Source organism: Gemmatimonadota bacterium, assembly GCA_026705765.1.
GTDB lineage: Bacteria > Latescibacterota > UBA2968 > UBA2968 > UBA2968 > VXRD01.
The window spans coordinates 20,679-36,415 of record JAPPAB010000001.1 but is presented as its reverse complement, the minus strand read 5'-3'; the positions used below and the strand labels follow the sequence as shown (position 1 = coordinate 36,415).

Below are 15,737 nucleotides of genomic sequence, written 5' to 3'. Positions count from 1 at the left end.
AGAGGAGTATTCAATGCAGAACAGTATGTTTTCAGACCAGGTGAAGCAGGTCATGCAACTCGCTCGCGAAGAAGCAGCGCGTCTGGGACACAATTATATCGGCACCGAGCATTTGCTGCTGGGCATTATACGCGGGGGCAAGAGTACGGCCGTTCAAGTACTGACAAATCTGAACTTAAATCTCGAAAGCATCAAGCAATCCATAGACGATTTTGTCGCTTCTTCTGGCAGTTCAATGACGATGGGTGAAGTGCCTTTTACACCTCGGGCAAAACAGATTCTCGAAATTGCTGCCAATGAAGCCAAAGAAATGAAGAGCCGGGTTGTGAGAACCAGCCATCTGCTGTTGGCACTGTTGAAGGATAAAGACGGGGTTGCCGCACAGATTTTGGTCACATTCGGCGTAGATCACAGAACCGCCAAAGAGGAGGTGATTGCCGTTTTGCAAGGAAAATCTTCGAGTGGTAGTAAGCGCGAAAAAAGAAAGAGCAAAACGCCTTTCCTCGATCATTTCGGACGCGATTTAACCGATCTGGCGCGGCAGGGCAAATTGGATCCAACCATTGGTCGCGATCGCGAAATCGAACGGGTGTCGCAGGTACTTGCCAGACGCAAAAAGAACAACCCGGTGCTTGTGGGCGAACCCGGCGTGGGTAAAACGCAGATCATCGAGGGATTGGCACAGCGCATTGTAGAACGGCGGGTCCCACAAATTTTGCTGGACAAGCGCGTAGTCACGCTCGATATGGGCGGCATTGTCGCTGGCACAAAATACCGAGGACAATTTGAAGAGCGCCTGAAAGCTGTGATGAATGAACTCCAGCAAAGCAAGAATGTGATCATTTTTATCGATGAGTTGCACACCATTGTCGGTGCTGGCAGCGCAGAGGGTACGCTGGATGCATCCAATATGTTTAAGCCCTCACTTTCCCGCGGTGAATTGCAGTGCATTGGTGCAACAACCTTAGACGAATATCGAAAATATATTGAAAAGGACGGCGCGCTCGAGCGACGGTTCCAGACGATAGTGGTCGATGCCCCTTCAGTGGATGAGACCATTGAAATTCTCAAGGGCCTAAAAGACAGTTATGAGACACATCACAAAGTGTCGTTTTTACCCGAAGCTATCGAAGCAGCAGCGCGAATGGCCGATCGTTATATAAGCGATCGGCACTTGCCCGATAAGGCCATTGATGTAATCGATGAAACGGGAGCGCGGGTGCGATTGGCCCGCCTCAATCCCCCCGAAGAGATCAAAGAAATCGAGATGGCTATTGGTGAGATTACGCGAAAAAAAGATATGGCTGCCGAAAATCAGCAATTTGAAGAGGCTGCAAGGTTGCGCGACCGCGAGAGAGAACTCAAAAACGAACTCGAAAATATGCGCCAGGCGTGGGAAGTACAGGTGACTGATGATGTGGTCGAAGTGACAGAAGAACACATTGCCGAAGTGATTTCGAGCATGACGGGCATTCCCGTGTTTCGGCTGGCACAGGCCGAGTCCGAGAGGCTGATCAACATGGCGTCCGAGTTGCAAAAGCGCGTGATCGGCCAGGAGGAAGCGGTTTCTACGGTATGTCGCTCCATTCGACGCACACGTGCAGGTCTCAAAGATCCCAATCGCCCAATCGGCACATTTTTGTTCCTGGGCCCCACGGGTATTGGCAAAACGTATTTGGCGCAGGCACTGGCGCAGTATTTATTTGATGATGAAGATGCACTCGTAACCGTAGATATGTCGGAATATATGGAAAAATTCGCGGTATCTCGACTCGTTGGTGCACCACCAGGTTATGTGGGATATGATGAGGGTGGGCAGCTAACGGAGAAAGTGCGCCGGCGTCCCTATTCGGTGGTTTTGCTCGATGAAATTGAAAAGGCCCATCCCGATGTATTCAATATCCTCTTGCAGGTGTTGGATGAAGGGCGTTTGACAGATAGTTTCGGGCGCAAGGTAAATTTCAAAAATACCATTTTGATCATGACATCCAATCTGGGAACCAAAGACCTGCAAAAGGCAGGTGGTTTGGGATTTGGCCGATCAGACAAAAAATCGATCCGCGAAAAAATGGAAGAGCGCATCAACGAAGAAGTCAAAAAGACGTTTAATCCCGAGTTTATCAATCGCCTGGATGAAACGGTGATTTTCAATCCACTGGATCGAAAGGAAATTATTCAGATCGTCGATATTGAGCTTGAAAAAATTCTCGCTCGCGTTGCAGAACGCGATATCGAAGTACGCCTCACACAGGGAGCCAAGAGTTTGATCGCCGAAAAGGGCTATGATCCGACGTATGGCGCGCGACATCTGCGGCGCACCATTCAAAAGATGATTGAAGATCCCATGGCCGAAGAGATCATTATGGGCCACTTTGCCGATGGCTGCAAGGTTCGGGTGAGCAAAAAAGGCGATACGCTCAGCTTTGAGGGAAATTCTATCGCAAAAGAAGAATCGAAAGAAGAATCGGAAGACACGACCGAAATTCAGATGAGTACAAAAGACAGTAAACTCAACACGGCTGATGAGCGCGGAGAGGGTAATCTCGATGAAAAAGTTGGAGATCAGGACAAATCGGGAGATCCTGTCGGAAAAGAAGAAGTAGTGAACAAGGACAAAGCATGATCGTGAAGGTGCGGTCAATACCCAAACGGCCCGGGCAGCAGTCCGGGCTGTTTGTCGTACAGTCGGAACATTTTCCTTTTTTGGGCGTTTGAGGCTTACAACTCCAAAAAGGATCTGTTTTGAGATAGGTATTCGCAACGTGAAAAAATTTTGGACACACAGTTTTTGGGTCATCATTATACTATTGGGCGGGCGCTCAGGCGCTCAGGAAGGCCCGGTGATTCAAGAGATCCTCATCAGAGGCAATGATTGGGTCGAGACTTCTTTTATCGAGTCTCAGAGCGGTTTATTCAAAGGGCAGAACCTGGCGGAAGGCGAAGCCGCGCGGGTCATCCGCAATCTCTACAAAAGCGGCCTATTTTCCGATATCAAAATTTCTATAGATCGCGTATCTGGCGGTGTAGCCATTATTATTGATTTGAAAGCCGTGCCGCGTTTGGGTGAGGTGATTTTTAAGGGCAATCGCGCAATAAAGGACAAGACGCTAAAACGCGAATTGGAATTGACCAAAGGCCAGTTGATACAGCCGCGAGAAAAAAAGAGAGGGGTCAACAAACTGGTCGCGCTCTATCGCAAAAAAGGCTACTTGCTCGCCTCAGTAGATGTACAAGAAGAGGCGGTTGATGAAGATGGGCGATTGCCACTGGCCTTTGAAATTCACGAAGGTGAAAAAGTCAATTTGAAAAAAATCCGTTTTCACCGCAACACAGCATTGACCGGGAAGCAACTGCGCAAGCAGATGAAAGAAACCAAACAAGACGGCTGGTGGTTTGGAGGAGGCAAATACAGTGAGGAAACCTATCCCGACGATAAAGAATTGGTTTTGGCCTTTTACCGACAAAACGGATATCGGGAAGCGGCAATTGTATCCGATAGTTTGTCCTATGGCCCTGATAAAAAAAATATGTATCTCGATATCACCATCGAAGAAGGACCGCTTTATCGCTTTGGCGCAGTGAGTTGGTCGGGCAATGAGAAAATCACAGATGCGGGTTTTTCTCACTTTATTGTGGTCGATTCGGGCGCGGTTTACAACGAAGAGCGCGTCTTAAAATCGCGAGAGCAGTTGCAAAATGCCTATATGGACATCGGGCATATAGGCGCGCAAGTTTTTCCGCAACAAAAACCCATTGAAGGTCACGTCGTCAACGTACATTTTGATGTGGTCGAAAAAGATCCGTGGACAATTCGCAAAATTTTGATTACGGGCAATACCAAAACCAAAGACCGCGTGATTCGACGCGAATTGCGCGTGCGCCCGGGCGATACGTTTAGCCGCGCCCTTTTGGAGCGCAGCGTGCGCGAAGTCATGCAACTCAACTTTTTTACCAATGTTTTGCCCGAGCCTATTGCTGTAGAAGAGACATCGGAGATTGACCTGGAGTTCACCATAGAAGAAAAGTCAACGGGCACGGCATCTATCGGGGCAGGGTATAGCGAACGCGACAAGCTGATTGGCACCATTGGATTGCAAATTCCCAATTTTAGAGGCAATGGACAACAACTCGATTTCCAGTGGGAGTTTGGATCGCGCCGCGAAACCTTTAGCATAGGATTTACCGAACCGTGGTTCCGCAATACCCCCACGAGTATATCTGCGTCACTATTCCGAAGTACCATACGACTGGCAACTTATGGTGTGGCTGACTTTGACCAGCGCACAGAAGGCGGTGCATTTCGCCTCGGACGCAGGCTGCGCTGGCCCGATTATTCGCGCATTTCTGGAGGATATCGCCTCGAGAAGGTTGCTTTTATCAATTTTACCGACAGTACAGATGTAAACAATCCTTTTTATGAAGACAATGTGACCAGCAGCATCAGCGCAAACTTGACCCGCGACAGCCGCGATTTGCCGATCTTTCCCACATCGGGCAGCGTGATGTCTTATTCGCCTGCACTGGCCGGTGGATTTTTGGGCGGAAATAGAGATTTTCACAAGCACGATATTGTCACGAGTTTTTACTTCCCCATATTCTGGCGATTGGCCTTAAATCTGCGGTCGCAATTGGGCTTTGTCGCCAGTTATGGCACCGAGCGCGTCCCGTACCAGGAATTGTATCTGCCGGGCGGCGTTGATATTTTTGAAGGTACCATGTTGCGCGGTTATCCCGACCGCTCAATAGGTCCTCGCAATAGTGGGGGAGAGCCAATTGGGGGCGTCGCGCAGTTGCTGTTTAACGCGGAGATTAGCATTCCCATTGTGCCCAATCAGTTTTATGGCCTCATTTTTGCCGATGCGGGTAATGCCTGGGAAAATCTGGATCGGATCAGCTTGACGGATATGCGTCGATCGGCGGGTTTTGGCATTCGGATTGTAGCACCTGTGGTGGGTATTATGGGATTCGATTTTGCATGGGGATTTGACCGTCGGCGTGTTGATGGCCAGTCCGTACAAATGATGACGCATTTCCAATTCGGCCCGCAATTTTATTAGCAGTCATATCCTCCTTTGCTCAATGGATGGCAAGGGAGGGCCAAAAGCACTATTCACGGAGGGATTTTTGATGACACGCTGTCGCTTACTTTACGTCGCGCTATCTCTAGCACTAACTGGTATAGCCAGTACTGCTGGCGCGGAGCTAAAGCTGGGGTATATTGATTCACAGAAAATTCTGGATCAGTACAAGCCCTATCAAGATGCTTTAAGAGAATATAGCCGTTACGAAGACGAACTCCAGCGCAAGATGAGCACCATGCAAAACGATCTGGCCAAAATGCAGGATACCTATGAACGTCAATCCCTGCTTTTGAGTGACAAACGCAAGCAAGAAGAGCAGCAGGCCATTATGAAGAAACAGGAGGAACTACAGCGGTTTGTGCAAGATACTACCTCACCACAAGGCAGTCTCGCGCGCAAGACCGCGGAATTGTCCGAACCCATTATTCAAACAGTAAATGCGGTTATCAAACAAGTAGCAGAAGACGAAGGTTTTGATTTTGTGCTCAATTCAACGGCTCTGGCCTATGCGAAAGAGGCACACGATTTGACCGATAAGGTCCTCGAAGCACTGGCAAAAGATCTCGAAGCCAGGGCAAAAACCGAGGGACCATAGCAGATCATCTATTATATGTTGTTTTTCTTAAAAGTCTCTGATTTACCCCGCGGGGTGAACGGAGACTTTTTAATGTGAATATTGGAGGATGCCGTGACTCTGGACATTAGAGATATTGAAAAAATTCTTCCGCATCGTTACCCTTTTCTCCTAATAGATCGCGTAACCGAGTTGGTGCCCGGCGAGCGGTTGGTCGCGTACAAAAATGTGTCTGCTAATGAGCCATTTTTCCAGGGGCATTTTCCCGGCAATCCCGTGATGCCGGGCGTGCTCATTATCGAAGCACTTGCTCAGGCCGCTGCAATATTGATGAGTGATGGACAGGAGAGCGACTTGATACCATTGTTTATGGGTATTGACAAAGCGCGCTTCCGGAGACAGGTTGTCCCCGGCGATCAACTTCAGCTAAAAGTCGAAGTAGGTCAAAAACGCCGCAATGTGTGCAAAGGGATTGGCGAAGCCACAGTAGATGGCGAAGTCGCCGCACAGGCAGAATTGATGGCGATGTTTGCAAAACGCGAGGATCTATAGCGCGAACTCGCATTGGCACAATCAAAAAAACTCGGCACTAAAGGCCGAGTTTTTTGTCTTACCGCCACCACTCATTTTTCTCTTTCCAAAACTTCCCATTCCTCAAATAAGCGCTCCATTTTCTCTTGCACCTCTTCCTTTTCTATTGCCAATTCTTTCAAGCGATGCCAGTCGGTGGCAAGGTCTTCTCGCGCCATTTCTTCAGCTATCTGATCAATCCGGTCCTCGAGTATTGCAATCGCTTCTTCCATTTCGGCTAAGCGGCGTTCCCGTCTTTGCTGCTGCCGCATTGCGCGCTTGCGATTTTCATAGTCGGTTTGCGTTTTGGGTGCATTCTGTACGGTCGGTATTTCTAACCCCTGCATCTGACGCTGATACGCATCGTAATTCCCATCTACCAGTTGCCACTTTCCGTCGCCAAGCACGATCAGGCGATTGACCAGACGGTTGAGAAAATATCGGTCGTGTGAAACCGCGATCACAGTCCCCGAAAAAGCATCAAGCGCGTTTTCGAGCACATGGCGGGAGGCGATATCCAGATGGTTGGTAGGTTCGTCGAGCATCAGCAGATTGAGGGGTGCGCGCATGAGCTTGGCCAGAGCAACCCGACTTTGTTCTCCCCCACTGAGCGAACCCGTCTTGCGCTCCACGTCGTCCCCAGAAAAGAGAAAAGCACCCAGAAAATTTCTAATCTCAATTTCAGGAACACTGGGTGTGAGTGACCAGATTTCTTCGAGAACGCTCAAATTGGGATCCAGGTCCTGACGGGTTTGTGCGTAATAACCGATCTCAAGCCCCTTACCCAGCATAACGCACCCCGAATCAGGTGCGAGTTGTTCCAGGAAAATTTTTAAGAGTACGGATTTGCCCGAACCATTGGGACCTATAACACCGAGGCGCTCCCCCCGCCACAACGTGAGATTGAGATCGGAAAATAAAGGGCAGTTGGGATAGGCTTTGGTGAGATTCTCAACCTCCAAGACGCGATCTCCTCCCCGTGTGGTGGCGTTAAATCTAAGCACAATATCGCGTTGTTGCACAACGCGTTCTACGCGGTCGAGTTTTTCGAGTGCTCGGCGCCGGCTCTGCGCCTGTTTGGTCTTTTGTCCGGCGATATTTCGGCGGATATACTCTTCGGTTCGTTCGATATGCGCTCGCTGCGCTCGATAGGCTTTTTGCTGCTGTGCCCGGCGTTGTTCTTTTTCCTGAATGTAGAAGGAATAGCTACCCGAATACTGTTCGACCATACCGCGTTCCAGATCTACAATTTTGGTCACAGTGCGCTCGAGAAAAATGCGGTCGTGAGAAATGATGACAAAGGCTTTGGCATACTCCGAGAGAAAATACTCGAGCCATTCTATAGCTTGTAAATCGAGGTGGTTAGTGGGTTCGTCCAGAAGCAACAGGTCGGGTTCTCTTGCGAGTAATTGAGCAAGGGCCAGGCGGTTCTTCTGCCCGCCACTGAGCACTGGCGTTGTCAATTTCAGGTCAGTTTCGCAAAAACCGAGGCCAAACAGAATGGCTTTGGCACGGGCTTCTGTCGCATATCCTCCCATATGCTCATACTGGTCGCGGAGATGCCCGTAATCATTGAGCACATCATCGGAATTTTCACCCTCAGCCATAATTTTTTCCAGATCCTGGAGACGGTGTTGCAGAGCCAGAATATCGGCAAAAGCATCGAGTGCCGCATCCATAACTGTGCATTCTGGGTCAAATATGGGTTCCTGTGTCAGAAATCCAATATTGAGACCGCGCTGCCTGTGAAGTTGCCCGCGGTCGGGCAGGCTTTCTTCGGTTATGAGCCGAAGCAACGTGGTCTTTCCGCACCCGTTGGGACCGACAAGCCCAATGCTATCACCTCGGTCAATTTGCCAATGAATACCGGTGAGCACATCGTGCGCGCCGAAAGATTTCCAGATATCTTCGAGTTGAATAAGTGGCATGGGAAGTGGGAAGTGTGAATGAGGAAGTGGGATATGAAGTCCCAGCCTTTTGGGGGTTGGGACGGGCTTTCACTTTTCCCTTCTTACTTTATTAAGCACCTGACGCAGATCTTCCGCAGATTGTCGAGCGGCGTCTGCAAAATCGGTACCACTGGAAGCGTAGAGGATACTGCGCGATGAATTGACGAGAATACCGCTGCCTTTTTTATCGAGACCATTCTGGACACTGGTTTGACCACCTTGCGTCCCCACGCCGGGTAAAAGTATGGGAAGATCAGTGGCAATCATGCGAATAGTTTTCAAGTCATTGGGATGCGTCGCACCCACCACGAGGCCACAGGGTCCAGTCTCTGACCATTCCACGGCTTTCTGCGCGAGCACCTCATACAGCACGCCCTGAGCTGTATTGAGACGCAAAATGTCAGCCGATCCGGGATTGGACGTGAGACACAAAAGGAAGGCACAGCCATTTTGATAAGCCAAAAAGGGTTCAATACCATCTGTTCCCATTAGCGGGTTGACGGTCACAGCATCAACGCCGAGTTGGCAATATGCCATGTATGCATAGTGTTCTGCTGTATTGCCAATGTCGCCAGCTTTGAAATCGAGTATAATTGGCATATCATTGGGAATAGTCCGGATCGCGCCTTGAAGGGCTTCCCAACCTGCAATACCCTGCGCCCCAAAAAATGCAAAATTGGGTTTATAGGCGCACGCAATATCCCGCGTGGCGGCTATAATTTCTTTCAGAAAAGCGAAGGTAGGATTGGATTTTCCCTTGAGATGGTCGGGCAACTTTGCCGGATCGGGATCGAGTCCCACACATACAAAACTATTATTGCGTTGTACTGTATCGCTGTATTTTTCTGAAAAGGACATCCAAATATCTCCACTAAGCAAATGGCGGACCCCTCGTGGGAATCCGCCGTTTTGAAACAAGCGGGCCTATAAGCCGAGTTCTGTCGTCTGGTCTCCCAAACGGATGGTCATTTATCTGGGACGCCGGTTACCCGACACCTCTTGCGGCCTACCCGAGCATAATAGCGAGACGGGCTATCTCTTTGCTCCTATTCGGCCTTGCTCCAAATGGGGTTTACCGTGCCGCGCTCGTCGCCGAGTCGCGCGGTGGGCTCTTACCCCACCGTTTCACCCTTGCCCGTTGCACAAAAATCGCGCTCGTTGGCGGTCTATTCTCTGTGGCACTTTCCATCGGGTCTCCCCGCCTGGGTGTTACCCAGCATCTTGCCCTGTGGAGCTCGGACTTTCCTCATCCCAAAAGGGACGCGACCATCCGGCCCGCTCGTAATATTCTTACTTTTTAGACGTGTCGGCACTGTCTTTTGTTGCAATACCCCGGTTTGCCAACCGATCGGCTTCTTTATTCTGATCTCGACGCACGTGTTTAATCTGAAAGCCATCAAAAGCTCTACTCTGCCTTTGGGCAGTTTGATAAAGCGGCAAAAGTCCCTCACTTTTGACTTTGTAAGTCCCATTCATCTGGCGAACCACGAGTTCGCTGTCGGAAAATACGGTCACCCGATTGGCTTTGAACTCTGCGGCTATGTTGAGGCCCTTGATCAGCGCGCTATACTCTGCGACATTGTTGGTCGCACAGCCGATATATTCACAATATTCTTTGAGAACTTCTCCATCTGCTTCAATGCGAATGCCAATGCCTGCATGCCCGGGATTGCCCCTGGATGCCCCGTCAATAAATAGGGTCAATTCGGTCAAACTTCAGCCTCTTCGTCACTCCACACCAGAAGGCGACCACAATTTTCGCAGCGTATAATGCTGTCGGCGCGTTTCACTTCCACCAGGCGCTGAGGTGATAATTGGCGGTAACAGCCGCCACAGGCCCCTTTGCGAACTGGTACAATGGCAATACCGCCTCTGACAACTCTGCGGATGCGATTGTACATGTTTAAAGGACTGTTTTCCACACCGGGTTCAATGGCTGATCGCTTCTTTTCCCAAGTACGCACATTTTTTTCTACAGAATTGAGTTTGACCGTTAATTCATCGATACGTTTTTGCCGATCTTCTTCAATTTCCTTGTAATAATTTTCGTCTTCGCGAAGTTTTTCCCCAATTTCTTCAACCGTTTCAATGCTTTCCAAAATGGCGGTTTCGTGTTGATCCTTGCGATCGTGGAGGGTGGCGATTTCGAGTTGCAAGGCATCGTATTCTTTGTTGGTCTTTACTTCATAGAGACGGTCTTGATGTTTTTTCAGGTCTTCTTCAATTGCGCTGAGTTCTCTTTCGAGTGCCCGGCGATTTTTTTCCAATTCTTCACTGCGCTGTTGTTGGGCGTCGAGTTGATCGCGTGCATCTTGCAGTTCTGTTTTGAGACTGTTGATTTCTTTCGGGTAATCAATTTGGGATTGGTGCAATGCGTTGATTTCTTTGTCGATTTCTTGAAGTTTCAGCAAATTAACCAAACTCTCTCTCATGCGCGGGCCTCCTCGTGAAGCGTAAAAAGAAAAGGTGCTACCCTGAACAGGTGCACCTTTCTATGGCCGTCTTTACTGCAACTTGAACCTCTTGATCTGTTGACAAGAAGTTTTGGAATGGTGGGCGATACTGGATTTGAACCAGTGACCTCCGGTATGTGAAACCGGCACTCTAACCAACTGAGCTAATCGCCCAATTTCGCAATAATACCGCACAGAACGACCGACCTATTTTTTGATAGTTACAGGAAGTTTACAATGCATTTTAATTAACAAAAGATAGTTTGGGATGTCAAGCCCGATTCGTGAAATCAAACCCTTCCGCATGCCCGCATTTACCCACTTTCTTCCAACAGCACAGTATCGGGCCGCTGACCTATTGATGGTGGAGCCATTAAGCGAACCTGTTGTGCCGTCAAATTTTCATAATCATCGACATTGTAATACGTATTTGCCCACGATGAATGCCCGGGGCTGTATTTATAGAGAAACGCACGCCGCTCATGATCGGCTGTCCACGGCATCGTCCCGTGAACCAACGCCTCTGTAAAAATCAACGCATCCCCCGCGTTCACTTCGGGCTGTACCACATAGTGCGGTACCCGTTCATACTCCCGCACATCCTGTGGAATGCTATTCAAAAAATTGGTCTTGTGTGTGCCGGGAATACAACAAAACCCACCATCGCCTTTGCGCGCCGGCATCGTGAAAAAAGTTACCACCGTCAACCCGGTCCGAATAACACCATCGCGGTATTTGTACCAGTGGTCACCCTCGCGCCCATTATCGCCTCCGTGCAATCGCCCTCGCTGCCCACCTTTTTGCATAAAAATGCTGTAATCGTGGTCAATTCGTACCTTTGGTCCCAAAAATTCCAGCAGATAAGGCATAATCTTCGGGTGATCCAGCAACTTCTGAAAAGGCTTTCCCCACGTTGAGGGCCGTCCCACACTGCGATATTTGCCATCGACCTTTTTCATTTTCTCATCTACAATCGCATTCAGTTCATCAACTTCCCGATCTGAAAGCACGTTCTCAATGACAATGTAGCCATCTAAATCAAATACAAATTTATCTTCAATATCCACCGATAACGGCATGCCTCACTCCTTTGGCAAATACAAACCAATCGAATTTTTAAAAAGATAATAGCCTCAACAACCCGCGTCAATGGAGTTTCTTAAAGTGAGGTTCCATGATACAGAATGCTTTGTTCCTTGCCTATGTCGATAAACTGAAGTATTTTTCAGAATACTGAATAAATTGAAATTGAATAAATAAAACAAAAGGAGCATTGATGCAGAAGGATTATTCTGAAGTCAAAGGTCAACTGCGCAGTCAAGAGTGGTTTAACAACCCGCACAACATGGGCATGACAGCCGTTTATGTCGAACGCTATATGAACTACGGCTGGACGCGCGAAGAACTCCAATCGGGCAAACCCGTTATCGGCATCGCGCAAACGGGCGGCGACCTCACCCCCTGCAATCGCATTCACGTCGAATTGGTCGATCGCGTCAAAGCCGGTATCCGCGACAACGGCGGCATACCCTTTGAATTTCCCGTACACCCCATTGCAGAACAGGGCAAACGACCCACAGCTGCCCTCGACCGCAACCTCGCGTACCTCGGGCTGGTCGAAATCCTGCACGGCTATCCCATCGACGGCGTCGTCCTCACCACCGGATGCGACAAAACCACACCGGCCTGCATCATGGCCGCCTGTACCATGAACCTCCCCTCCATCGTCCTCTCTGGCGGCCCCATGCTCGACGGGCACTGGCGCGGTCATCTGGCCGGATCGGGCACGGTTGTATGGGAAGCCCGCGAACGCTACGCGGCTGGCGAAATCGACTACGACGGATTCATGGATATCGTCACATCATCCTCGCCCAGTGTGGGTCACTGCAACACAATGGGAACCGCCCTATCCATGAACGCATTGGCCGAAGCACTTGGATTATCGCTTACCGGATGTGCGGCCATCCCCGCCCCCTATCGCGCCCGCAAACAAATGGCCTATCGCACGGGCCTGCGCATCGTCGATATGGTCAAAGAAGATCTCACCCCCAACAAGGTCCTCACGCCAGAAGCCTTCCAAAACGCCATTGTCGTCAACTCTGCGCTTGGCGGTTCGACCAATGCGCCGGTTCACATCACCGCCATGGCGCGACACATCGGGCTGGAACTACCGGCAAAAGACTGGCAAACCCATGGTCACCACATCCCCCTGCTCGTCAACTGTCAGCCCGCAGGCGAATACCTCGGCGAAGCCTTTTATCGAGCCGGTGGCGTACCCGCCGTCATGACCGAACTCGTCAAAGCCGGCAAACTCCACACCCATTGCCAGACCGTCACAGGCAAAACCATAGGTGAAAATCTCAAAAACATCGCCATTGAAGACGAGCGCGTCATCAAGCCCTATGACCAACCCCTAAAAGAAAACGCCGGGTTCATTGTACTCAGCGGCAACCTCTTTGAAGCGGGCTTGCTCAAAACCTCTGTAATTGGCGACGACTTCAGCAAAAAATATCTCCAGCGCGAAGGCGATGAAAACGCCTGGGAAGGCACAGCAGTGGTCTTCGACGGCCCCGAAGATTATCACCACCGCATCAACGATCCCGATTTGCCCATCGACGAAAATTCCATGCTCTTCGTGCGCTATTGTGGCCCCGTGGGCTATCCCGGCTCAGCCGAAGTCGTCAACATGCTCCCGCCTGACCGCCTCGTGCAGGCGGGCATTTCCGAACTGCCCTGCATCGGCGACGGACGTCAAAGCGGCACCTCTGCCAGCCCGTCCATACTCAACGCCTCGCCCGAAGCCACAGTGGGCGGTGGCCTTGCCTTTCTCAAAACGGGCGACCGCGTGCGCATCGACCTCAACACATGCACGGCCAATGTCCTCGTCAGCGACCGGGAACTCGCGCAGCGCAAAAAGGACTGGAAACAACCCGATCTGGTCCACCAGACACCCTGGCAGGAAATCTATCGCCAAAGTGTGGGGCAACTCGCCGACGGCGCGTGTTTGGAACTGGCCGTCAAATACCAGAATGTGCGCGACAACACCCCTCGCCATTCGCATTAAACCTACTGCACCGTGATATTCCCAACTCCTGAAGAATACACCGTCCTTGTCCTATCGCTTAAAGTCGGCCTGCTCTGCGTGGTAATAAGCCTGCCCTTTGCCGTATTATTGGGATGGGTGCTGGCGCGCAAAAACTTTCGGGGCAAGCTCATCCTCGACGGCCTGTGTCACCTGCCCCTTGTGTTGCCGCCTGTAGTTGTCGGATATCTACTACTACTCCTGTTGGGACGTCGGGGTTTTCTGGGTCAAATTTTGAGCGACTGGTTTGGTTTGCAGATCGCATTTACCTGGCGAGGTGCTGTATTAGCCGCTGCTGTCGTGGGTTTTCCCCTCATGTTAAGAGCCGTTCGCCTCGCCATAGAAAGTGTTGACCCCCGCCTTGAGCGCGCTGCCCGTACCCTGGGTGCCAATCCGCTCCGCGCCTTTTTCTCCATAACGCTGCGCCTGGCCATCCCGGGCGTACTCGTTGGCTCCCTCCTCACATTTGCCCGTAGCCTCGGCGAATTTGGCGCCACCATCACCTTTGTCTCCAATATTGCCGGCGAAACCCGCACACTCCCACTCGCCATTTTCACGTACATCAACCAGCCCGACGGCGAAGCCGCTGCCGCACGTCTCGTCATGCTTTCCATCATCCTGTCTCTGGGCGCGCTCATCGCCAGCGAGACCATCGCCCGCAAAATGAAAAATTAAAACATCATGCTCACCCTTTGCGTACACAGGCAACTCGCCGAATTTACCCTTGAAATCGATGTGACATGTGCCTATCCCGTCACCGCGGTATTTGGCCCTTCGGGCTGCGGCAAAACCACCCTCCTGAACCTCATAAGCGGCCTGATGCGGCCAGATAGCGGTCAAATAAGCATTGATGACACCATTTTATTCCACGCTGAAAAAGGCATTGACCTGCCGCCAGAAAAGCGACGCATAGGCCATGTATTTCAGGACGATTTACTCTTTCCGCACCTGACCGTGCGCCAGAATCTCCTGTACGGATATCAATTTCTCGCGCCATCAGAACGCAAATTTCATCCCGACACCATTATCGACCTGCTCGAATTAAACACCCTGCTCGACCGCCTCCCAAATCTACTCTCAGGTGGTGAACGCCAGCGCGTCGCCCTGGGACGAGCCATCCTGACTTCTCCCAGACTGCTCATCATGGATGAACCCCTGACCGCGCTCGATCAAGAGCTCAAAGACCGCATCATGCCCTATCTGCGCCACATTCGCACGGATTTGGGCATCCCCATGCTCTACGTCAGCCACGCAATTGGTGAAATTCTGCAACTCACCGGACAGGTCATTGTGCTCAATCGCGGACAAGTACTCGCGCATGGAGACTTCTTTTCTCTCGCTCATCAGCCCGAAATTCTGCCTCTGCTCGAAGCGCACGGCTTTGAAAATGTCCTGCCCGTTGAAGTCATCGCACCCAATCGCGTGCAATACAACAATCAGATCCTCCACATCCCCCCCTGTGATCGCGCATCGGGCACGCAGATCTTTATAGGCATCCGGGCAAACGACATCATTTTATGCCGACAACGACCTGCGGGTTTAAGCATACGCAACGCCCTCTCTGGACGGATTCTCGATATCGTTGAAACACATGGCCGACGCCTCGTGTACATCGACATAGGCAAACGCCTCGCCGCCGAAGTCACGCCCGAAGCCATAGAGGAATTGGCTTTAAAAATCGGCGACCCCGTAATTTGCCTGATAAAAACACACGCCATTCGCATAGGCCCAGATGTCTCTTGAGACCTGCACCATCTCCAAAAAAAATCAAAATTTCTGAAACCCATTTGCAACTTGCACTGTCTATGTATGTGACGTTGGGGAAATTTTTTCTTTCTTTTCGTTCCAAAGTGCATCCAAAGGCATGTAACAGTGAAGATCAATTTTGCAAAAAATTCCGATTTCTTCCTTGACGTAATGAAGTTCTCTAACTATCTTTCTGAACCTGAACATTATTGTTGCAATTCACCAACCTCAAACAGGGAATCCATCGTGTATATCCGTAAACCCGCACCACAGGGCTGAGTC

Annotated in this window: 12 protein-coding genes, 1 tRNA gene and 1 other RNA gene; 7 read left to right on the top strand and 7 right to left on the bottom strand. The window is 50.5% G+C overall.

Features of this window, described 5'->3' with window-relative positions; translation table 11 throughout:
- Positions 1-13 precede the first annotated feature (13 nt).
- The 4 genes from OXH16_00155 (at position 14) to fabZ (ending at position 6,207) form a co-directional block, all read left to right on the top strand.
- A complete protein-coding gene (locus OXH16_00155; protein MCY3679775.1) occupies positions 14-2,623 on the top strand; it encodes an ATP-dependent Clp protease ATP-binding subunit in 2,610 nt (869 codons plus the stop codon).
- 217 nt (positions 2,624-2,840) lie between these two features.
- Complete coding sequence (bamA, locus tag OXH16_00150; GenBank protein ID MCY3679774.1) at positions 2,841-5,057, top strand: outer membrane protein assembly factor BamA; 2,217 nt, start codon at positions 2,841-2,843, stop codon at positions 5,055-5,057.
- 70 nt (positions 5,058-5,127) lie between these two features.
- A complete protein-coding gene (locus tag OXH16_00145) occupies positions 5,128-5,676 on the top strand; it encodes an OmpH family outer membrane protein (protein ID MCY3679773.1) in 549 nt (182 codons plus the stop codon).
- Positions 5,677-5,769: 93 nt separating this feature from the next.
- Positions 5,770-6,207 (top strand): 3-hydroxyacyl-ACP dehydratase FabZ, encoded by a 438-nt coding sequence (fabZ, locus tag OXH16_00140; GenBank protein ID MCY3679772.1) that lies wholly within the window; start codon positions 5,770-5,772, stop codon positions 6,205-6,207.
- 71 nt (positions 6,208-6,278) lie between these two features.
- Here fabZ and OXH16_00135 read toward each other — a convergent pair whose 3' ends face one another.
- From OXH16_00135 to OXH16_00105, 7 genes are all read right to left on the bottom strand, one after another.
- On the bottom strand, positions 6,279-8,153 hold the full coding sequence (locus OXH16_00135) for an ABC-F family ATP-binding cassette domain-containing protein (protein MCY3679771.1): 1,875 nt from the start codon (positions 8,151-8,153) through the stop codon (positions 6,279-6,281).
- Between the two features lie 69 nt (positions 8,154-8,222).
- Complete coding sequence (gene pyrF, locus OXH16_00130; GenBank protein MCY3679770.1) at positions 8,223-9,032, bottom strand: orotidine-5'-phosphate decarboxylase; 810 nt, start codon at positions 9,030-9,032, stop codon at positions 8,223-8,225.
- Positions 9,033-9,085: 53 nt separating this feature from the next.
- Positions 9,086-9,456, bottom strand: an RNA gene (gene rnpB, locus OXH16_00125) — RNase P RNA component class A.
- 8 nt (positions 9,457-9,464) lie between these two features.
- A complete protein-coding gene (locus tag OXH16_00120) occupies positions 9,465-9,887 on the bottom strand; it encodes a ribonuclease HI family protein (protein MCY3679769.1) in 423 nt (140 codons plus the stop codon).
- The gene (locus OXH16_00115; protein ID MCY3679768.1) at positions 9,884-10,606 is read right to left on the bottom strand and encodes a C4-type zinc ribbon domain-containing protein; all 723 of its coding nucleotides are present in this window, start codon (positions 10,604-10,606) and stop codon (positions 9,884-9,886) included. The genes OXH16_00120 and OXH16_00115 overlap by 4 nt, the downstream gene beginning before the upstream one ends.
- Before the next feature lie 118 nt (positions 10,607-10,724).
- Positions 10,725-10,801, bottom strand: a tRNA-Val gene (locus tag OXH16_00110).
- 140 nt (positions 10,802-10,941) lie between these two features.
- A complete protein-coding gene (locus OXH16_00105) occupies positions 10,942-11,706 on the bottom strand; it encodes a phytanoyl-CoA dioxygenase family protein (GenBank protein MCY3679767.1) in 765 nt (254 codons plus the stop codon).
- 197 nt (positions 11,707-11,903) lie between these two features.
- On the opposite strand from OXH16_00105, the gene OXH16_00100 reads away from it, so the two are divergent.
- From OXH16_00100 to modC, 3 genes are read left to right on the top strand one after another with little or no spacing between them, the layout of a single operon-like run.
- A complete protein-coding gene (locus tag OXH16_00100) occupies positions 11,904-13,691 on the top strand; it encodes a dihydroxy-acid dehydratase family protein (protein MCY3679766.1) in 1,788 nt (595 codons plus the stop codon).
- Positions 13,692-13,706: 15 nt separating this feature from the next.
- Positions 13,707-14,384 (top strand): molybdate ABC transporter permease subunit, encoded by a 678-nt coding sequence (gene modB / locus OXH16_00095; protein ID MCY3679765.1) that lies wholly within the window; start codon positions 13,707-13,709, stop codon positions 14,382-14,384.
- A 6-nt stretch (positions 14,385-14,390) separates the two neighbouring features.
- The gene (modC, locus tag OXH16_00090; GenBank protein MCY3679764.1) at positions 14,391-15,452 is read left to right on the top strand and encodes a molybdenum ABC transporter ATP-binding protein; all 1,062 of its coding nucleotides are present in this window, start codon (positions 14,391-14,393) and stop codon (positions 15,450-15,452) included.
- The last annotated feature ends 285 nt before the right edge of the window (positions 15,453-15,737 follow it).

Bases quoted from the DNA above. Each gene is read 5' to 3' on its own strand.
- OXH16_00155 (MCY3679775.1), top strand. From the start codon at position 14: ATGCAGAACAGTATGTTTTCAGACCAGGTGAAGCAGGTCATGCAACTC.
- OXH16_00145 (MCY3679773.1), top strand. From the start codon at position 5,128: ATGACACGCTGTCGCTTACTTTACGTCGCGCTATCTCTAGCACTAACT.
- OXH16_00135 (MCY3679771.1), bottom strand. From the start codon at position 8,153: ATGCCACTTATTCAACTCGAAGATATCTGGAAATCTTTCGGCGCGCAC.
- pyrF (MCY3679770.1), bottom strand. From the start codon at position 9,032: ATGTCCTTTTCAGAAAAATACAGCGATACAGTACAACGCAATAATAGT.
- OXH16_00115 (MCY3679768.1), bottom strand. From the start codon at position 10,606: ATGAGAGAGAGTTTGGTTAATTTGCTGAAACTTCAAGAAATCGACAAA.
- OXH16_00105 (MCY3679767.1), bottom strand. From the start codon at position 11,706: ATGCCGTTATCGGTGGATATTGAAGATAAATTTGTATTTGATTTAGAT.
- OXH16_00100 (MCY3679766.1), top strand. From the start codon at position 11,904: ATGCAGAAGGATTATTCTGAAGTCAAAGGTCAACTGCGCAGTCAAGAG.
- modC (MCY3679764.1), top strand. From the start codon at position 14,391: ATGCTCACCCTTTGCGTACACAGGCAACTCGCCGAATTTACCCTTGAA.